Origin of the sequence: Amycolatopsis sp. WAC 04169 (assembly GCF_003947535.1) — a bacterium.
GTDB lineage: Bacteria > Actinomycetota > Actinomycetes > Mycobacteriales > Pseudonocardiaceae > Amycolatopsis > Amycolatopsis keratiniphila.
In genome coordinates, this window is the sequence record NZ_QHJI01000008.1 from 247201 (window position 1) to 266416 (window position 19216).

The following is a 19216-nucleotide window of genomic DNA, read 5'->3' on the forward strand; positions in this document are numbered from 1 at the left end:
CGGGGGTTCGTGCCATGCTGGCCCCGGATCGCGTTTAGCCCGCTAAACGCGATCCGGCCACGTGTCGCCTTTAGCGGGCTAAACGCGACGCGGACGTACGTGAGTCGCCAGGGGAGGATCGGTGCACCAGCCGCCGCAGGGGTACGGCCAGGGGCCGGGTTACGGCCCGCCACCTGGGCAGGGAGGTCAGCCGGGCTACGGGCAGCAGCCGGGTTACGGCCCGCCCGCCGGTCCCGGATACGGTCCGCCGCCCGGCTACGGCCCGCCCGGCTACGGGCAACCGCCCAAGAAGAAAAAGACCGGGCTGATCGTCGGCGTGATCGTGGGTGTCGTGGTCCTTCTCGGGCTGGGCATCCCCGGCGCCATCTTCGGGTCGGAGTACTACGCCTCGGTCGGCAAGGCGCCGGTCTCGCAGCAGCCGCCCGCCGAGTGCGCCGTCTCCCCGGAGCTGCTGAACAAGACGTTCACCACCAGCTTCCAGGGCGTCCGCGACAACGAGATCAAAGCGGGCGAGATCGTCACCAAGCAGCAGGGCTGTTCCTGGCTGCCGCCGGAGAGCGACAACGTCCACGACCGCGCCCTCCAGGTCATGGTGTACCGCCACGAGGGTCCGGACGCCGAGAAGCGCGCGGCCGAATCGTCCACCGGATCGGCCGCGCCGTCCGAGCGCCAGCAGCAGGTGCAGGGCATCGGGCAGAAGGCGGTCCTCGTCTCCCTCGACACCGACAGCGCCTTCAGCGGCGCCGAGCTGCGGGTCATTCAGGGCGTGTACGTCGTCCTCGTCACCTACAAGGGCTGGGACAAGGGGTTCTTCACGAACTCGCCGATCCCGCCTGCGGAGTCCGCCGAAGTGGCGAAATCCGTGGGCGCCGAACTCGTGAAGAACCTGCCCCGCTAGGCGTACAGGCCGTTCAGCCAGGCTGTCCACGCCTTCTCGGCCTTGTCCGCATCGGCGTCTTCGGCGAACAGGTGATGCCCGATGCCCACAGGCCAGCCCCAGGCGTTCCGGCCGTAGAAGCGGTACAGCGCGTCTTCGGTCCGGACGCCGATGAAGGCCGGCGTCAGGTAGTCGACGACACCCTCGACTCCGGCGACTTCGAGATGCACCCGGTCGCCCACCGCCTTCGCGCCTAGTGCCGCCTTCACGGCGTCGAAGGCCTCCGGGGCCTTCGACGCTTCAGGGGCGTCGGCCTTGAAGTACTTCGCCTGACGCCGGTTGAAGTGCGTCAGGTACTCGCCCAGCGAGTGGCAGTAGAACGCCGTGTGCTGCTCGCACGCGTCGTATTCGACGTCCCAGTCGTCGAGGACGGTGGTGTGCTCGTAGCGCAGGTACGTGCCCCCGTCCTTGGGTTCGAGGACGTATTCGAGCGTGTTGAACCAGCCGCTCTCGTCTTCCGCATACGTGACGAAGCGCCGCGACGGCTTCCAGACGGTCACCATGCCGCCGTGGGGAGTGAGGCCGGACTCGGCGCCGCCGTCGCGGGGTTCGTACTGGATCGGCCAGAGCCAGCCGCCGCTGGCGGTGGTGATCGCGGCCCAGGTGTCGGCGGGGGTGGTGGGCAGGAAGCCCTCGAAGCGGACCTCGGATTCCTTCGCCATGACTGTCCTCTCTCTTGTCTCTTATGAGAGCGACGCCTGGCCAGGGGCGCTTTCGACAAACAGATCGCGTTTAGCCCGCTAAAGGCGGAGTGATGCAGGTCACATCTAGGGATGTCGAAGTGCGGAGGACAGCGACGTCCCCGGGGTGTCCGCGAAGACGGCGACCCGAGGAGAGAGACATGCAGCAGAGCACGATCGACGAGATCCTGAACCGCCCGCTGAGCCAGGAGCTCCTGGCGCGTGACCTGGCCCGGCTGGCCTACACCGCGTCCGACGGCACGCCGAGGGCGATCCCGATCGGCATCCACTGGAACGGCGAGGAGATCGTCATGTGCACCCCGACGAACGCGCCGAAGCTGCACTCGCTGCGCCGCAATCCCGCCGTCGCGCTGACGATCGACACCGAATCGCACCCGCCGAAGATCCTGCTCCTGCGCGGCACCGTCGAGCTGGACCACGTCGACGGTATCCCCGACGAGTACCTGCAGTGGAGCGGTACCTACGAGATGACGCCGGAGCAGCGGGCCGAGTGGGAAAAGAACGTGAAATCGCTCTACGACAGCATGGTCCGCATCGTGATGACCCCGACCTGGGTCAAACTCATCGACTTCGAGGAAACGCTGCCCACCGCCGTCGAAGAACTCATCCGCCGTCAGAGCGCCTGAAAGGAACCGTCATGACGCTCAAGAAGCTGGAACAGGTCGCTGTCGTCGTCCAGGATCTCGAAGCGGCCAAAACGTTCTTCACCGAGCTGGGGCTCGAATTGGAAGGCGAGGCGTCGCTCGAAGGGGACACGGTCGATCGCATCACCGGGCTGAGCGGGGTCCGGACGGATATCGCGATGCTGCGGCCGCCGGACGGCCACGGCGGGCTGGAGCTGATCAAGTACCACACGCCGGAGGGGCCGGAAGCCGATCCGCATACGCCGGTGAACACGCCCGGCATCCGCCATCTGGTGTTCTCGGTGGAGGGCATCGACGAAGTTCTCGAGCGGTTGCTGCGGCACGGCGGCACCCTCGTCGGCGAGCTGGTGCAGTACGAGGACAGCTACCGGCTCTGCTACGTCCGCGGCCCGGAGGGGATCGTCGTCGAGCTGGCGGAAGCGCTCGTACGCCGGGAAGCGTAGGCGAGAAGCCGCGTCTCGACGGATTCTCGCGAAGCCCCGCGCTGCCAGCATTTCCGCCATGACATTGACAGGAATCCTGGCCGCCGCGCTGATCGTCACCGGTGCGCCCGCCATCGGCACGGACGACGTCCGTGTGCACACCGGAGCGATCGACGGCGCCCGCTACCGGGTCGAGGTTCCGTCGAACTGGAACGGCAAGTTGTTGCTGTACAACCACGGGATCTATCCGCCGGGCCACGTTCCCGAGGAGATCGAGCTCGCCAACCGGGCGGAGGCGAAACCCGTTCTCCTCGGCGAGGGATACGCGTTGGCCGCGTCGCTCTACAGCAAGCCGAACGGCTTCTCGGCCCGTGAAGCCGTTCACGATCAGACGGCGCTGCTGTCCTGGTTCGACCGCAACGTCGGACGTCCGGAGCAGGTGCTCACCTGGGGAGCTTCCGGCGGCGGGCTCAACGCGGTCCTGCTGGCCGAGCGGCTCCCGCACCGGATCGACGGCGCGCTGGCGATGTGCGGCCCCGTCGCGGGTGGTTCCGCGTTGTTCGGCCAGGCGCTCGATCTGGGGTTCACGGTCCGGACGCTGCTGGCGCCCGAGCTGGAGGTCGTCCGCATCGCCGACCCCGGGGCGAATCTCGCGAAAGCCCATCTGGTGATCGCGAAGGCGTTGGAATCACCCGATGGACGGGCGCGGCTCGCTCTCGCCAACGCGTTCGCCGACGTCCCCGGCTGGTCGACGGCACATCATCCCCGTTCCACCGATGTCGCCGAGCAGATCCGCCAACAGACGAAATTCGTCCAGGCGGTCTACGACCAGCTGGCCTGGGGCGCGCACCGGACCGATCTGGAGGCGCAGGCCGGCGGGAATCCGACCGGGAACACCGGAGTGGATTACCGCGGCCTGCTCGCCCGGTCCAGTGAACGCGGCCTCGTGCACCAGGCCTACCGTGACGCGGGCCTAGACCTCGACGCCGACTTGGCGCGGCTCGCGACTGCACCCAGGGCCGAGGCCGACAAGGCCGCCGAACGATGGCTCGGCCGCGTCGGGACCCCTGCCGGGCGCGGTCGTCAGCCCGTCGTCACGCTGCATCCGATCGGCGACGGCGTCGCCCCCGAACACGAGCGGACCTACGGCGACCGCGTCGATCCCGGCCGGATCCGGCAACTGTTCGTCAACCGGGGCGGGCACTGTCAGCACACCGCCGCGGAAGAACTGACGGCGTTGCAGGTGCTGCGGGACCGCGTCGAAACCGGGCGCTGGCCCTCGACGTCACCGGAACGCCTGAACACCGAGGCGAACCGGTTCGGCCCGGAGTTCCGCTTCCTCTACGACTGGCTGCACGGCGAGCCGGGTATGGCCGCACCCGCTTTCCGGCGGTATCACCCGGATCCGCTTCCCCGTGTCGTCTGAGGCCGGTCGCCGACGGGATGGCCGGCTTGGAATGCCAGTCGCCCGTCGGCGCCGGTCGCGATCCGGTCGAGGACGTCATCCAGCCCCGAGAAGATCTCCCACGGCCGCTGTCCGGTCGCGACGGCAAGACGCTCGATGAGGGCCTGTTCGAGATCGGTGACCCGCTTCGCTTTCCACACCTTGTCCGCGACACTCACGAGGAGATCTTCGATACCGACGTCCGCCCTCCAAGCGGCGTGTGTCCGCGCGAATCGCGCGCGGCTCTCGGCGATTCCCCGGGAGACGAGGAGTTCGTAACCGGCCTGCTCGTGAGCGGAGCCGGGCCCGGACAACTCTTCACGGTGGATCGTCTTGCCGATGTCGTGGACGGCCGCGCCGAAGAGGGTCTCTTCGCGGTCGAAGACCACTTCCGGGTGTTGCTTCTCCAGCCAGTCGGCCAGTGAACACGTCACGTCGTGAACCGCGCGCAGATGCGCGGCCAGCCGCGGGGGTGCGGCCAGCTCTTCCAGCAGCCCGCTCACCTCGTCCGGCAACGGGCGAAGCGGCGGCTCACCGGGATCGGTCAGGGCGCGGCGCAAGGCTGACGAGGGCATGGCGTCCAGAATGGCAGAAACCGCCGTTCATTCCCCCTGGTAGCGCAGGCCGGTGCGCTTCAGGACGACCCAGCGCTCGCCGGGCCGGTCCGCCACGACCGGATACCACCGCGGCGCGATCGCGTCGGTCAGCTCGCCACCTCGTTCGATGAGGGAGCTCACCGCCGGTTCACCGACCACGATGAGCGCGGACCAGTCGACGTGCGCCAGCAGGTTGTCCTCGGTGACGCCGAACTGTTCCTCAAGAACCGTCACCAGGTCGTGCCCGGTGTCCGGACCGGACCGGACTTCGCTGACGTCAGGCACTTCTTCGACGGCGACAGGTTCGTCGTGGTCCTCGTAGTCTTCTTCATCGTCTTCGCGTTCCTCGGACCAGACGTGGTGATCGAGCCGCGAGATGCTGTTGCTCAGGTCGAAGGCCTGCTCGTCGGTCATGCACAGCGTCACGGTCTGCCCGTCGGTCAGCGTGAACGTCAGTTCGGCCTCCGGGTAGCCGCTGGTGCCGGGCTCCGCCTCGACCATGCCCGCCACGGTCCCGGCCAGCGCCGTGGGCGCCGGGCTCGTGTGCCAGTCCAGCGACGGCAGGTTCGCGGCCATCTCCAGCACGCACGTCGCGGCGGTCCAGAACGCGTCCTTGTCCCGGAAGTCCTTGCGGCTGCTGGTCAGCGTCCGGCCACCGCCCAGCGGCTCGGTGCGGGCGTCCACCTGGCCCCGCCCGGCCCCGTTCTCCCAGATCGCGGTGACCGTGGCCCGGTTGGCCAGGCGTTTGCGGTAGTTCTCGATATGGCCTTCCCTGGCGAGTTCCCAGCCGTTCACCGTCTCCGGCCAAGCGTCGTCCACTGCGGTTTTCCTTTCCTGACGGGAAGACCCCCGGTCTCGGACGTGACAGGGCCGGTGATCGTTCCCGGAGCTCGCACTCAGCCCGTCGGTGCTTCGGCCCCCGGAGCGGTCCATGAGGTGAGGATGAGCAGGGCGTCATGGGAGGCGCTGCCGGGTTCGGCGGTCAGGATCATGAGGCGCTGCCCGGAGCCGTCGGGGCTGGCCCAGGTGTCGCAGTCCAGCGTGAGGTCGCCCACGAGCCGGTGGCGGTAGCGCTTGGTGCCGTAGGCGGCGTCGTTGACGTGGTGTTCCGCCCACCAGGTGCGGAAGTCGGGGTCCTGGAGCGACAGTTCGCCGACGAGCCGGGCGCAGTCGGGATCGTCGGGATCGGCCGCGGCTTCCATGCGCAGCGCGGCGACGGCTTCGCGGGCGTCATGGGCCCAGTCGGCGTGCATCCGCCGGACCTCCGGGTCCGTGAACAACAACCGCAGGTAGTTGCGCCGGGCAGGCGGGACGGCGCCGAAGTCGGTGTAAAGCGCCGCGGCGGCGGGGTTCCAGGCCAGGATGTCCAGACGTTTGCCGAGCACCAGCGCCGGGGTGCTGGTGAGCTGGTCGAGCAGCCGTCCCATCGCGGGTCGCACGCGTTGCGCGGAGCGACGGCGGGGGCGGGCGTCGGTCCGGCCGGCGAGGTCGTAGAGGTACTTCCGCTGATCCTCGTCGAGGCGCAAGGCACGAGCGAGGGTGACCAGCACGGAGGCGGAGGCGCGGACGCGGCCCTGCTCCAGCCGCGTGTAGTAGTCCACGCTGATCGAGGCGAGCCGGGCGACCTCCTCGCGGCGGAGCCCGGCGACCCTGCGGGCGGAGTCCGTTTCGGGAAGACCGCATTCCCGCGGTGTCAGCCGGGCTCGTCGTGCTTTGAGAAAAGCACCCAGCGCCTTGGAGTCGGAACTCATGACTCCAGTGTGGACGGTCTCGGCACGGATGTGAGGGGGCACGTTCCTTCCCAGGGAGAAACCTGCTCTGCCACCCGTGCCGCGGCCGACGAAAAGTGGAGTCACGACATCCCGTCACCGACTCCAGGAGAGTTCCTCATGGCCAGGACCACCGTCAGCTTCGACAGCGCCGGCATCTCGCTCGCCGCCCACCTGTACACCCCCGGCACGACGGCGTCCGGCCCGCGTCCGGCGCTCGTGGTCGGCCATCCCGGTACCGGGGTGAAAGAACAGGCCTCCGGCACGTACGCGCGGCGGATGGCGGAGCGCGGCTTCGTCACGCTCGCCTTCGACGCCGCCCATCAAGGCGAGTCCGGTGGACTGCCTCGTGGACTGGAGGACCCCGCTCAGCGCGTCGAGGACTTCAAAGCCGCCGTGTCCTTTCTCGGCACCCGTGCCGACGTCGACGCCGACCGCGTCGGCCTGCTGGGCATCTGTGCTTCGGGCGGCTACTCGCTCGCCGCCGCCGGTGGTGACCATCGCGTCAAGGCCGTCGCCACCGTCAGCGGTGTCGACGTCGCCCGCCAGTTCCGCCTCGGCGCGGACGGCACTCAGGACCCGGCGGTCTTCCGGAGTCTGCTCGACGCCGCCGCCCACGCCCGCACGGCCGCCGCCCGCGGCGAGGCGCCCGGGACGCTGGCCGTGTTCCCCGAAACCGTCGAACAGGCCGGTGAGCTCGGTGGACGACACGGCATCGAAGGCTTCGAGTACTACCGCACCTCGCGCGGCGGGCATGAACGCTCCGCGAAGTCCCTCGCCTGGGAGAGCATCGACAGGCTCGCCTCCTTCGACGCCTTCCACGCCGTTCCGCTCATCGCCCCTCGTCCGCTGGTGCAGATCGTCGGCAGCCGCGCCGTCACCTCCTGGATGGCTGTCGAGGTCCATCAGCGCGCCACCGGTCCGAAGGAACTTCACTGGATCGACGGGGCCAGTCACGTCGACCTGTACGACAAGAAGCAGTACATCGATCCCGCGATCGACAAGCTCACCGACTTCTTCACCGGCCACCTCGCTTGACAACCGCTGCGCCACCCGGTCTACTGGAGGCATCGAACAAGCGTTCGAGTGCCGCCTTCCCCGTGGCACGCCGGTTCCGTCCACAAAGGACGGTCTAGGTGTCGTGGGGAGGCGAGGTCCGGTGACAGCGGAGGTGGTCGAGGCGCGGGCCTTGCCGTTGGCGAGGCTGGCGGCTTTGCCAGGAGTGAGCACGGCCAGTGGCGTGGCTTCCGCGGCCGAACACGCGAGGACGACGGGAAGGGTGCTCCCGGTGTCCCCGGCGTTGTCCGGTCTGCTGCCCGCCGCGGGGCTCCGGCGCGGGAGCACCGTTTCGGTGCTGGGGTCCACGTCACTGATGCTCACCCTGCTGGCCGCCGCGACCGCCGGCGGTGCGTGGGCGGTCGCGGTCGGCCTGCCCGCGCTCGGGGTGGTCGCCGCCGCGGAACTCGGGGTCGAGGTGGGCAGGCTGGCGCTGGTCCCCCGCCCCGGTGCCGAGTTCCCGGCGGTGACCGCGGCCTTGCTCGACGGCTTCGATCTCGTGGTCGTCGGTCCGGGCCTCGCCCGGCCCGAGGTGGCGAGAAGGTTGTCCGCCCGCGCGCGCAACCGTGGTTCGGTGCTGCTTTCGCTGGGTTCCTGGCCCGGCGCGGAGGTCGAGCTGAGCTGTCGTCGTTCGCGCTGGACGGGTTTCACCGGCGGCGGCGCGGGCTATCTGCGCGCTCGTGAGGTGGAGGTACGGGCGGGTGGCCGGGGTGCGGCCGCCCGGCCGATGTCGGCCTTGCTGCGCTTCCCCGGCGAGGGCGAGGTCGAGCGGGCCGAGTTCCCCACGACCAAGTGGGGGACGGCATGAACCCGCCGGTGCGCATGCTGGTGCTGTGGTGCCCGGACTGGCCCGCGGTCGCCGCCGCGGCCGTCGCGGGTGAACCCGTCGGCCGTCCGGCCGCGGTCTTCTCGGCGAACCGTGTGGTCGCCTGCACCGCGGTGGCCAGGGGATACGGCGTCCGCCGCGGGATGCGGCGGCGCGAGGCCCAGTCCTGCTGTCCGGAGCTGGCGGTCTTCGGCGAGGACGAAGGTCGCGACGCCCGGCTCTTCGAGTCCGTCGCACGGGCGGTGGAAGAGCTGGCCGTCGGTGTCGAGGTGGTACGCCCGGGGATCGTCGCCGTCCCGGTCGACGGCGCGGCCGGTTACTTCGGCGGTGAGCACGGCCTCCTCGAAAGACTGGTGGACGAGGTGTCGGTGGCGGCGGGAGTGGAGAGCCAGGTCGGCGTGGCCGACGGCCTGTTCGCCGCGACGCTCGCCGCCCGCCGTTCGACACTGGTCGAACCCGGTGGGACGGCGGAATTCCTTGCCCCGTTGCCCATCCGCGAGCTCGACCAGCCCGAGGCGGGCCGCGCCGAGCTGGTCACCTTGCTCAAACAGCTCGGCCTGCACACGCTGGGCGCCTTCGCGGCGCTCGGTGAAAGCGATGTCTCCGCGCGTTTCGGCATGGAGGGGGTGCTCGCGCATCGGCTGGCACGAGGACGGTCCGAACGTCCGCCGTCGCGCCGCCGTCCGCCGCCGGAACTCTCGCTCGCGAAGGCGTTCGACCCGCCGATCGACCGGGTCGACGCCGCGGCGTTCGTGGCGAAAGGGCTCGGCGAGCGTTTCCATGCCGGGCTCGCCGCGTACGGGCTGGCCTGCACCCGGCTCGGCATCTACGCCACCACCGAGACCGGCGAACAACTCGGCCGGGTGTGGCGTTGTGCCGAGCCGCTGACCCCGCTCGGCGTCGCGGACAGGGTGCGCTGGCAGTTCGAAGGCTGGCTGAAAGCCAAGGATCGCCCGCACTCCGGGGTCGTCCGGCTGCGGCTGGAGCCGGAGGAGACGGTCGAAGGCCGGTCGCTGCAGCTCGGGCTGTGGCAGGCGGGTGCGGCGGGTGCGCTGCGGCCGTCCACCGAGGACGAGGACCTGTCCGGCGAGCGTGCCGCTCGCGCCCTGGTGCGGGTGCAGGGGCTGCTCGGTCCGGAGAGCGTCTTCACCGCGGTGCTCGACGGCGGCCACGGACCAGCCGAACGCGTCCGGCTGGTGCCGTGGGGCGACAGGCGGGAGAAGACGGCACAGGCGGACGCGAACTGGGCCGGGAGGCTTCCGTCGCCCTCACCGGCGACGGTGTTCGCCCGGCCGGTGCCCGCGCAGGTGCTGGACGAGAACGGCCGTGTCGTGGAGATCACCGCGCGGCGCCGGGTCACCGCCGCGCCGTACCTCGTGAGCTTCGAGGGCGGTGAGCCGCGCGAGGTGATCGCCTGGGCGGGGCCGTGGTTCGTCGGTGTCCGGGCCGGCGCGGGGCACGCCCGGTCGGCGACCCGGATGCGGCTGCAGGTGCTGCTGGCCGACGGGCAGGACGCCGAGGAAGCGGTGCTGCTCCGCTTCGAGCACCACAAGAATCCGATGTGGACACTGGAAGGGAAGTACGACTGAACATGGACGAGGAGTACACGCGGCTGGTGCGGCGATGGCTGGAGGAGCCCGCCATCCCGGTGCAACGTGCCGAGCTGGACACGGCCTGGGCGGCGTGCGTCCCGCGCGCGGAAGTATTTGTCCCCGCGCCGAGAAGCTCGACCGAGAACCGGTGACCGATGGGCTGGAACAACCCTCCGCGGCCATGGAAGGACCTCGCCCGCGAGCTCGCGGGCGAGGTACCGCCCGGCGACGGCGGTGACAGCCCCGCGTGGAGTGCCAAGCGGCAGGGCTACCAGCGGCCCGCGGACCTGGCCGGGCTGATCGGCGACGACGACGGCGCCACCGCGCGCCGGGTGCCGTACGCCGAACTGCACTGCCATTCCAACTTCAGCTTCCTCGACGGCGCGAGCCATCCTGAGGAACTGGTGGAGGAAGCCGCGCGGCTGGGCCTGGACGCGATCGCGCTCACCGATCACGACGGCATGTACGGCGTGGTGCGCTTCGCCGAAGCGGCGAGGGAGCTGGGCGTGCACACCGTCTTCGGCACGGAGCTCAGTTTCGGCCTGTCCGGCCCGCAGAACGGGTTCACCGATCCCGAGGGTGAGCACCTGCTCCTGCTGGCCAAGCAGAAGGACGGCTATCTGAGCCTGAACCGGGCGATCACCGCCGGGCAGCTGCACGGTTTCGACCGGCGGTCGTTGTCCCCCAAGGAAAGGGCGGAAAAAGGCAGGCCGGTCTACGATCTGCGCGCGGTCGCCGAAGAGGTGCGCGGGAAATGCGTCGTGCTCACCGGCTGCCGCAAGGGCGCGGTGCGCAAGGCACTCGTCACCGAAGGTCCCGCGGCGGCCGTCGTGCGGCTGAAGGAACTCATCGACTGCTTCGGCCGGGAAAACGTCTACGTCGAACTCATCGACCACAGCCTTCCCTTGGACAGCACGCACAACGACCTGTTGAGCGAGATGGCCGCCGAATTCGGGCTGCCGACGGTGGCGACCACGGCCGCGCACTACGCCCGCCCGGAGCGGGCTCCGCTCGCCGACGCGCTCAGCGCCATCCGCGCCCGGCGGGGCCTGGAGGACATGGAGGGCTGGCTGCCCGCCGCGGGGACGGCGTTCCTGCGGTCGGGGGAGGAGATGGCCGAGATCTTCGCGCGATATCCGGGCGCGGTGCAGCGGGCGGCGCTGCTCGGGCGGGAGTGCGCGTTCGAACTCCACCACATCGAGCCGAAGCTGCCGCCGTTCGCTGTTCCGGAAGGCCACACCGAAGCGTCCTACCTCCGGGAACTCACCTACGAGGGCGCGAAGAAGCACGAGAAGAACAAGGACGCCGAATACCGCGAAAAGGCGCGGAAGCTGATCGACCACGAGCTGGAGATCATCGAAGAACTGGGTTTCCCCGGCTACTTCCTGATCGTCTGGGACATCGTGCGGTTCTGCCGGGACAACGACATCCTCTGCCAGGGCCGGGGATCGGCCGCGAACTCGGCGGTCTGCTACGCGCTCGGCATCACCAAGGTCGACGCCGTGCGCTACGGCCTGCTCTTCGAACGGTTCCTCGCCCCGGAACGCGACGGTTACCCGGACATCGACCTCGACATCGAATCCGATCGCCGCGAGGAGGCGATCCAGTACGTCTACCGGAAATACGGGCGGCTGAACACCGCGCAGGTGGCGAACGTGATCACCTACCGGGCGCGGTCCGCGGTCCGGGACGCGGCGCGGGCGCTGGGGTACTCGCCCGGCCAGCAGGACGCGTGGAGCAAGCAGATCGACCGGTGGGGTGCGTTGCGGGCCACGGAAAAGGACCACGATCACGACGTCCCGGAAGAAGTCGTGGAGCTGGCTTGCGCGCTCGAAGACTTCCCCCGGCATCTGGGCATCCATTCCGGCGGCATGGTGATCTGCGAACAGCCGGTGAGCGAGGTGGTCCCGATCGAATGGGCCCGCATGGAGAATCGCAGTGTCGTGCAATGGGAGAAGGACGACTGCGCCGCCGCCGGGCTGGTCAAATTCGACCTGCTCGGGCTCGGAATGTTGTCGGCCCTGCACTATATGATCGATCTGGTTCGTGACCACAAAGGGGAAGAGGTCGACATCTCCGAATTGGATCTCAAGGATCAGAACATCTACGAAATGCTCTGCCGCGCCGACGCGATCGGTGTCTTCCAGGTGGAGAGCCGCGCGCAGCTGGCCACGCTGCCCCGCTTGCGCCCCAGGACGTTCTACGATCTGGCGGTCGAGGTCGCGCTCATCCGGCCCGGCCCGATCCAGGGTGGATCGGTGCATCCCTACATCCGGCGCAAGAACGGCCAGGAGAAATGGGATTTCGACCATCCGAAACTGGCCAACGCGCTGGGGAAGACGCTCGGCGTCCCGTTGTTCCAGGAACAGATGATGCAGATCGCCCTCGACATCGCCGATTTCACCCCGGCGGAGGCGGATCAGCTGCGGCACGCCATGGGCGCCAAACGGTCCGAACACAGGATGGAAAGGCTCAAACGGCGTTTCCTCGAAGGCGCCGCGAAGAACGACGTCGACGGGGAGCTGGCGGAGAAGATCTTCGGCAAGCTCAAGGCCTTCGCGAATTTCGGCTTCCCGGAGAGTCACGCGCTGAGCTTCGCCCTGCTGGTGTTCGCGAGCTCGTATTTCAAGTACTACCACCCGGACGCGTTCCTGGCGGGTTTGCTGCGCGCGCAACCGATGGGGTTCTACTCGCCGCAGTCGCTGGTCGCCGACGCGCGGCGGCACGGGGTGCGCGTGCTCGGCCCGGACATCAACGCGAGCCTCCCGCACGCGACGCTGGAACCCTTGCCGGACGGGGGAGAACTGCTCGCCGTGCGGGGCGGCCTGTCCACCGTGCGGATGATCGGCGAGAACCTGGCGCGGAAGATCGTCGAGGAGCGGGAACGCGACGGCCCGTTCGCGGATCTGGCGGAGGTCGCCCGGCGGGTGCGGCTGACCAAACCGCAGGTCGAGGCGCTGGCCGCGGCCGGCGCGTTCGGTTGTTTCGGCGAGAGCAGGCGAAGCGCGCTCTGGGCGGCGGGCGCGGTCGCCGGCGAAAGCCTGGAGAAACTGCCGGGGCTCGTCACCGGGGTCAAAGCGCCGATGTTGCCGGGAATGGAGGAAATCGACATCGCGGCCGCGGACGTCTGGGCCACCGGGGTGTCGCCGGACAGTTTCCCGACCCAGTTCATCCGGGAACACCTCGACGAACTCGGCGTCGTCACCGCCGCCGGCCTGCGCGAGATCCCACACGGTGCCCAGGTGCTGACCGGGGGAGCCGTGACCCATCGCCAGCGGCCGGCGACCGCGGGCGGCGTCACCTTCATGAACCTCGAAGACGAGACGGGGATGATCAACGTCATCTGCACGATGGGCGTGTGGCAGCGCTATCACCGGGTCGCCCGCGGCAGTCCGGCCTTGCTGATCCGAGGCGTGGTCGAGCGCACCGGCGAGGTGGTGAACGTCCTCGCCGAACAGATCCGGCATCTGCCGTTGCGGATCACCGCCAAGTCCCGTGACTTCCACTGAACCCTCTTGACGATCATTCGGTGGCTGTGCTGAAGTTGCGCCAGCGTCGCAGTGCACCCGGCAAAGAGACCGTCGCGGGCATGGAGGCGCCGGACCATGGGAAATCATGGAAACCCCTTCTCGGACGAACGGCCGGTTGACGGCGTTCGGAAATCAACTCGTTCAGGTTCACAACTGGCTGCGTAAAGAGCTGGCCCTGCTGCACGACGACCTCGGGTCGGTCGCGGAGGGGCGTGCCGAGCGGCTGCGCGATCTCCGCGCGCATTGCCTCACCTTCTGCTCGGCGCTCACGAGGCATCACACCGGCGAGGACGGCGGTGCTTTCCTTGTGCTGGCGGACAAATTCCCCGAATTGCGGCCGTCGCTCGAAGAGCTCGCGCACGACCACGGGATCATGACCGGGATCATCGAACGGCTCGAAGAGCTGGTCGGCGGCATCGGCCCCGGGTCGAGCGAGGACGAGATCCTCGACGTCCAGCGGGAACTGGATGGCCTCACGGCGATCATGGAGACGCATTTCCGGTACGAGGAGAAGCGGATCGTAGAGGTGCTCAACTCGCTGGACATGCCGGAGTGGCAGGAGTCGCAGCCGGCTTTCCTGCTGAGGACGCATTAGGACACGATCTGTCCTATACGGGTTCTAGCGTTCTTCTCATCGCACACGACGACTGAGGAGAACCCGATGACCAACCCGATCCCCGACGGCTACCACTCGGTCACCCCGTGGATCATCTCGCGCGACACCGCGGGCGTGATCGACTTCCTGAAGCGCGTTTTCGACGCCGAGCCGCTCGGTGAACCGGTGTACGTCGAAGGAGGGAAGATCGGGCACGCCGAGGTCCGGATCGGCGATTCGGTCGTCATGCTGTTCGACGCGAAGGACGACTGGGTCGACACTCCGGCATATCTGCGGCTCTACGTCGAGGACAGCATCGAGACGCAGCGCCGGGCGATCGAGGCGGGGGCCGAGGAGGTCACGAAGCAGACCGAACTCTTCTTCGGCGATCGTGTCGGGCGGGTCCTCGACCCGTTCGGCAACCTGTGGTGGATCCAGACCCGGCTGGTCGATCTCGATTATCCGGAGATGGAGCGACGGATGAACGATCCGAAGTTCATCGAGGCCATGCGCTACGTCTCCGGCACGGAGATCATCCCCAGCCGCTGAAATCGGTAGGGTGGCGATAGCGACGCGGAGGTGAGCCGGTGGATCGCCACCCACTCCGGGGCAACCCCGGGGAGTACGAAGTCAGCGAGACAAGGCGCCCCGCGCGAGCGCGGCATGCTTCGCGTACGAGTCCGCGCGGATGACAGGAGAAAGAGTCACCCCCGCGTCGCTCCTCGGCCCCCTGCCGGTCTGGCGCTTCCAGGTTGCCCGCTGGACGACGTTCGACGAGTGCGCCGCCGCGCTCGATCTGACACCCGGCGAACTCTCGTGGTTCGCCGACGCGAAGGGCTGGAACAGGCGTGCGGCCGAGCCGGTCCGGCATTACAGCTACCGCTGGATCCCGACCGCTTCGGGCGGGGTGCGGCTCATCGAGCGGCCGAAACCGCGGCTCGCCGAACTGCAGCGCCGGATCGTGCGGCACGTCGTCGACGCGCTGCCGGTGCACGAGGCCGCGCACGGGTTCCGGCGCGGGCGTTCGCCGCTGTCGTGCGCCGCGCCGCACGCCGGCCGGGAGACCGTGGTCAGGATGGACCTCGAAGGGTTCTTCCCGACGGTGTCCGCGCGCCGGATCTCGGCGTTGCTCGCCCTCGCCGGCTATCCGCCCGCGGTGGCGGAGGCGCTGGCGGGTGTGCTCACCACCGCCGTTCCGCCCGATGTCCTCGCCGCCGTGCCCGGTGGCCGGCGGGATCCGGCGCGCACGCGGCTGCTGAGCAACCTGGCGGCCACGCATCTGCCGCAGGGTGCGCCGTCCTCGCCCGCGGTCGCGAACGCGGTCACGCACCATCTGGACCGCCGGCTCGACGGGCTCGCGCGAGCACTGGGCGCGACGTACACGCGGTACGCCGACGATCTGGCGTTCTCCGGGGATTCCCTGCCACTGCACCGGTTGCTGCCCGGTGTCCGGCGGATCGTGACCGACGAGGGTTTCCGGCTCCGGGACGACAAGACGTCGATCGCCGGCGCGCACCAGCGGCAACGGGTCGCGGGCCTGGTGGTCAACAGCGCGCCCGCCGCGACGCGTGCCGACTACGACGCCCTGCGCGCCCTGCTCCACAACTGCGCCCGAACCGGCCCGGAAACCCAGAACCGGAGCGGGCATCCGGACTTCCGTGCCCATCTGCTCGGCCGGATCGGCTGGATCGCCGCGTCCTCGGAGCGCCGAGCCGCGAAGCTGCGTGACTTGTTCGGCGGGATCACCTGGCCGTGACCGGGTATGCGATCCTGGAGGGGTGATGGAAACTGCGGAGGATTACCGAGAAGCCGTCCTTTCCCAGCAATGGTGGGAAAAACGCAGTTTCGTCGGTTGTGATTTCACCGAGGCCGACCTGCGCGGGCTGCGCACTCAAGGCTGCACCTTCGACCAGTGCGACTTCACCAAGACGGATTTCGAGGGCTCGCGCCACGAGGCGTCGGCGTTCCGCTCGTGCACCTTCGACCGCAGTGTACTGGCGGGCACGCGGTGGAGTTCCTGCTCGATGCTCGGATCGTCCTTTGTGGACTGCCGATTCCAGAAGATCGCCTTCACCGAATGCGATCTTTCGCTGGTCTCGCTCAGCAAGGCTCGTCTGTCCAAAGTGGATCTCGGTGGCCTGCGACTGCGCGAGGCGAACCTGCTGGACGCGGACCTGACCGGCGCCGACCTGCGCGGTGCGGATCTCACCGGCGCCCGGCTGGCGGGTGCGAAACTCGAAGGCGCGGACCTGCGCGGCGCGCGGCTCGACGCGAACGGCCTGGTGCAGGCCAACCTCTCCGGTGTCCACGTGGACACCGAGACCGCGATCGCCTACGCCGCCGCGCACGGCCTCGTCATCCACTGACCCCGCGTGCAATGAACGGGCCGTTCCTTGCGAAATTTGCAAGGAACGGCCCGTTCATAGCGTTTGAGGGCTAGTCGATCGGCGGTTCGCCCGGGTCCAGCTCGATGAGGTCGCCCTCGGCGAGCAACTCCTCGATGGACGCGGGCAGCAGGTACGCCGACCCGCCACCCGGCTGGTTGAACCACGGGATCGCGACACCGGCGAGGGCTTCGAGCGGACGCTGCACGCGGTACACGTGGTACGGCCGGTTCACCCACTCCGGCACGAGCGAGCGCTCCTCGAACGGCGTCCCGGCCGCGTAGGTCAGGTTGCCGTTCGGGCCGCCGAAGCGGTCCAGTTCGCTGCCGGCGGGCAGCTCACGCAGCTCCTTGCCGCGGAACAGCGTCAGCGGCGGCTCGCCGTTGAGCGGCGAGATCGGCCAATTCTGCTTGGCGTCGGGCGCCCCGGCGTTCGCCGCGGCCGGCGGACGGGCCGGTTCCTCGCGCCGCATCGGCGGCGGCGGGGGAGGCGGCGTCACCGGCGGCTCACGCCGCGGCGGCGCGGGCGGCGGGCTCGCCAGCACCGGGTTCGGCCGCGACGGGGGCGCGGGCGGGACCGGAGCGGGCGCGGGCTCGTCGTCCAGATCGTCCCCGAGCAGCTCCTCGGCCGTCGTGAACGCGGTCTGCTCCTGTGCCGGGATCGACTCCCGCGGCGGCACCGGATGCGAACCGGTCGCGATCTCGGGGGACAGCGTCGCCAGCACGGGAGGCGCCGGAGCGGGCTCCTCGACAGGCGGTTCTTCGACGGCGGGCTCCTCCTCGGGAGGCGGGGCGCCGTTCGGGTTCAGCAGAACCTTGCCGAGCATGAACGCGGCCGCGTCCTCGGCGTCGCCGAACACCGCCGGGTTGGTCAGCTTCCCGTCGTACCAGCCGACCCGCCAGCCGCCGCCGTCGACCTCCTCGACGCTCCAGCCGTGCTCGGCGGGGGCGCCGATGCGGTAGACGTCTTCGGGCACGTCGAGGTCGTCGAACTTCGCCTGGAGCTCGTTCAGCACCGGCACGGGGTGCTCGGCGCGGCGACGCGGCGCTTCCTCACGTCGAGGCTCGGGCTCCGGCTGGGGCACGGGGGTGGTAGCAAAGGTCCCCCGCTCCTGCGGTGGGGCGTCGACCTGCGTGACCTCGGAATCCGACGGCGGCGGGGCCACGTTCGGCTCCGCGTCGTGCGTCAGGAGAGGCAGCTCAGGACCGGCGTCGGCCTGCTCGACCGGCGTGTAGCCGGTGGTCGTCTCCTCCTCCGGAGGCGCGTACGGCTGCTCTTCTTCCTGCCGCGCGTACGCTTCCTGCTCCTCCTCGTGAGGAGGCTGCTCGTAGGCGTCGGCCTGCGGAGCCCGCGCGTACGTGGTCGCCTCCGGGTCGGCGATCCGCGGTTCCGGCTCGGGCTCGGTGTCCTGCCGGGCCTCGTCGGTGTAGGCGTCCTGTTCGGACGTGTACGGGTCTTCGTAGCCCTCTTCGTACTGCTGCTCGGCGGCGGCCTCGTGGAAGTCCTGCGCCTGGTAGTCCTGGGTGTCGTAGTCGTCTTCGTACCGCTGGGCCTGCTCGGCCTGGTCCGGCACGGTGGATTCGGCGGCGGGAACGGCCGCCGCCGCGGCGACCGGTGCCGCGGCAGCGGCGGCCACCGCGGCCGGATCCGGGCCCTGCTGGTGCGGCGGCGGGACGGGCGGCTGAGCGGGGGGCTGGTTCGGGCCAGGACCACCGGGACCGGGCTGCCCGGGACCGGCCTGCGGAGACGGCGCCGGACCGTTCTGCGGCGGCGGGCCCTGCGGAGGCGGGCCCGCGGGCACGCCGTTGGGGCCACCCGGGCCGGGGCGCTGCTGCGGAGGCTGGTTCCCCCGGGTGAGGTACCCCGCCGCGGCCTGCAGCGTCGGCGCGTCGACCTCGGGCAACGTGAAGTCGTTCTGCCGGACGTGCTCGATCAGGTCGAGCTCCGGCGAGACGCCGTACTCGCGCAGGTAGAAGTTGACGGCGGCGGGCCAGATCCACTGCCCGTCGCTGTGGAAGGCGACCGGGACGGTGGCCTCGGGCGTCTGGGCGAGCCGGTCGATGTCGTAGCCGCGTTCGGTGACCACCAGCGGCGCGTGGTCGAGGTATTCGAGCAGCCTGTCCTGCTCCTCGATCTCCAGGTCGGGCCGGTTGATCACCGGACGCCCGGCCGGGCCGATGGTGTCGAAGATGCGGGCGATGCGGAAATGCGGTCCGGGCTGCTCGGGGCCGAGGCCGGACATGCGCCGGATCAGCCATTCGGGCACGTTCTCCTCGGAGCGGGGGAACATGCGCAGTTCGTCGGAGAGCGCCTGCGGAGGCGGCGCGAGGCGCCACTGCGGCTCGTCGCGGTTGTATTCGAGGTTGTAGCTGGACGGGTGGTCGAGCTGGTAACGGGCGTTGAACCAGGTGCCGCGGCCGTCGCGGTACATCCCGGCACGGAGCCTGCCGAACAGCGTCGCGATGTCGTGCGTCGCGACCCACTCGTGGGAGGTGCCGTCCTCGGTGATGATCTCGCCGGTCATCTCGTGGTACCTGCCGACGGCTCGGTACTCGGCGGTCACCTTCCGCCAATCACGCGGAGCGGCCCGCAGCAGGGCGAGGCCGATCTGTTTGACCAGGGTGTCCTGCTCGGTCGCGTTCAACTGAGTCGTCGGTTGTGCCACGGTCACATTTTGACCGTATCCGCGCTCCTGTGCACCCCGCATGTGGGTTTTGCCG

Annotated in this window: 18 protein-coding genes; 13 read left to right on the plus strand and 5 right to left on the minus strand. The window is 69.6% G+C overall.

The window, feature by feature from the left end; translation table 11 throughout:
- Nucleotides 1-121: 121 nt before the first annotated feature.
- Nucleotides 122-898 (plus strand): hypothetical protein, encoded by a 777-nt coding sequence (locus DMC61_RS23435; RefSeq protein WP_125691247.1) that lies wholly within the window; start codon nucleotides 122-124, stop codon nucleotides 896-898.
- On the opposite strand, the gene DMC61_RS23440 is transcribed toward DMC61_RS23435, so the two are convergent.
- Nucleotides 895-1599 carry an SRPBCC domain-containing protein gene (locus DMC61_RS23440; RefSeq protein WP_125691249.1) on the minus strand — a complete coding sequence of 235 codons (705 nt, stop codon included), beginning with the start codon at nucleotides 1597-1599 and terminating at the stop codon, nucleotides 895-897. The genes DMC61_RS23435 and DMC61_RS23440 overlap by 4 nt on opposite strands.
- Before the next feature lie 179 nt (nucleotides 1600-1778).
- Here DMC61_RS23440 and DMC61_RS23445 point away from each other — a divergent pair, with 179 nt between their 5' ends.
- The 3 genes from DMC61_RS23445 to DMC61_RS23455 are packed head-to-tail and all read left to right on the plus strand — an operon-like array spanning nucleotide 1779 to nucleotide 4130.
- Complete coding sequence (locus DMC61_RS23445) at nucleotides 1779-2264, plus strand: pyridoxamine 5'-phosphate oxidase family protein (protein WP_125691251.1); 486 nt, start codon at nucleotides 1779-1781, stop codon at nucleotides 2262-2264.
- 11 nt (nucleotides 2265-2275) lie between these two features.
- Nucleotides 2276-2725 (plus strand): VOC family protein, encoded by a 450-nt coding sequence (locus DMC61_RS23450; RefSeq protein WP_125691253.1) that lies wholly within the window; start codon nucleotides 2276-2278, stop codon nucleotides 2723-2725.
- A 58-nt stretch (nucleotides 2726-2783) separates the two neighbouring features.
- The gene (locus DMC61_RS23455) at nucleotides 2784-4130 is read left to right on the plus strand and encodes a hypothetical protein (protein WP_125691255.1); all 1347 of its coding nucleotides are present in this window, start codon (nucleotides 2784-2786) and stop codon (nucleotides 4128-4130) included.
- On the opposite strand, the gene DMC61_RS23460 is transcribed toward DMC61_RS23455, so the two are convergent.
- The 3 genes from DMC61_RS23460 to DMC61_RS23470 form a co-directional block, all read right to left on the minus strand.
- Nucleotides 4100-4723, minus strand: coding sequence for an HD domain-containing protein (locus DMC61_RS23460; protein ID WP_125691257.1), 624 nt, complete (start codon nucleotides 4721-4723; stop codon nucleotides 4100-4102). The genes DMC61_RS23455 and DMC61_RS23460 overlap by 31 nt on opposite strands.
- 27 nt (nucleotides 4724-4750) lie before the next feature.
- On the minus strand, nucleotides 4751-5563 hold the full coding sequence (locus DMC61_RS23465; protein ID WP_125691259.1) for a hypothetical protein: 813 nt from the start codon (nucleotides 5561-5563) through the stop codon (nucleotides 4751-4753).
- Between the two features lie 77 nt (nucleotides 5564-5640).
- Nucleotides 5641-6495, minus strand: a complete 855-nt coding sequence (locus tag DMC61_RS23470) for a helix-turn-helix domain-containing protein (RefSeq protein WP_125691261.1) — start codon at nucleotides 6493-6495, stop codon at nucleotides 5641-5643.
- Between the two features lie 138 nt (nucleotides 6496-6633).
- Here DMC61_RS23470 and DMC61_RS23475 point away from each other — a divergent pair, with 138 nt between their 5' ends.
- The 9 genes from DMC61_RS23475 (at nucleotide 6634) to DMC61_RS23510 (ending at nucleotide 16478) form a co-directional block, all read left to right on the plus strand.
- Nucleotides 6634-7551, plus strand: a complete 918-nt coding sequence (locus DMC61_RS23475; protein ID WP_125691263.1) for an alpha/beta hydrolase — start codon at nucleotides 6634-6636, stop codon at nucleotides 7549-7551.
- 151 nt (nucleotides 7552-7702) lie between these two features.
- Nucleotides 7703-8377, plus strand: a complete 675-nt coding sequence (locus DMC61_RS23480) for a hypothetical protein (RefSeq protein ID WP_199750098.1) — start codon at nucleotides 7703-7705, stop codon at nucleotides 8375-8377.
- Nucleotides 8374-9984, plus strand: coding sequence for a DNA polymerase Y family protein (locus DMC61_RS23485; RefSeq protein ID WP_233594922.1), 1611 nt, complete (start codon nucleotides 8374-8376; stop codon nucleotides 9982-9984). Before DMC61_RS23480 ends, DMC61_RS23485 begins: the two co-directional genes overlap by 4 nt.
- 2 nt (nucleotides 9985-9986) lie before the next feature.
- The gene (locus tag DMC61_RS41465) at nucleotides 9987-10139 is read left to right on the plus strand and encodes a hypothetical protein (protein ID WP_167373507.1); all 153 of its coding nucleotides are present in this window, start codon (nucleotides 9987-9989) and stop codon (nucleotides 10137-10139) included.
- Nucleotides 10140-10142: 3 nt separating this feature from the next.
- The gene (locus tag DMC61_RS23490) at nucleotides 10143-13496 is read left to right on the plus strand and encodes an error-prone DNA polymerase (RefSeq protein ID WP_125691265.1); all 3354 of its coding nucleotides are present in this window, start codon (nucleotides 10143-10145) and stop codon (nucleotides 13494-13496) included.
- 106 nt (nucleotides 13497-13602) lie between these two features.
- On the plus strand, nucleotides 13603-14112 hold the full coding sequence (locus tag DMC61_RS23495; RefSeq protein WP_125691267.1) for a hemerythrin domain-containing protein: 510 nt from the start codon (nucleotides 13603-13605) through the stop codon (nucleotides 14110-14112).
- Between the two features lie 66 nt (nucleotides 14113-14178).
- Entirely contained in the window at nucleotides 14179-14661 is a 483-nt protein-coding gene (locus DMC61_RS23500) for a VOC family protein (protein WP_125691269.1), read from the plus strand.
- Nucleotides 14662-14800: 139 nt separating this feature from the next.
- On the plus strand, nucleotides 14801-15868 hold the full coding sequence (locus DMC61_RS23505; RefSeq protein WP_233594923.1) for a reverse transcriptase family protein: 1068 nt from the start codon (nucleotides 14801-14803) through the stop codon (nucleotides 15866-15868).
- A 22-nt stretch (nucleotides 15869-15890) separates the two neighbouring features.
- Entirely contained in the window at nucleotides 15891-16478 is a 588-nt protein-coding gene (locus DMC61_RS23510; protein WP_043847899.1) for a pentapeptide repeat-containing protein, read from the plus strand.
- Between the two features lie 70 nt (nucleotides 16479-16548).
- Here the strand turns inward: DMC61_RS23510 and DMC61_RS23515 are convergent, their stop codons facing one another.
- Nucleotides 16549-19203: a TNT domain-containing protein gene (locus DMC61_RS23515; protein WP_370456427.1), complete on the minus strand. Its 2655-nt coding sequence runs from the start codon at nucleotides 19201-19203 to the stop codon at nucleotides 16549-16551.
- Nucleotides 19204-19216 lie beyond the last annotated feature (13 nt).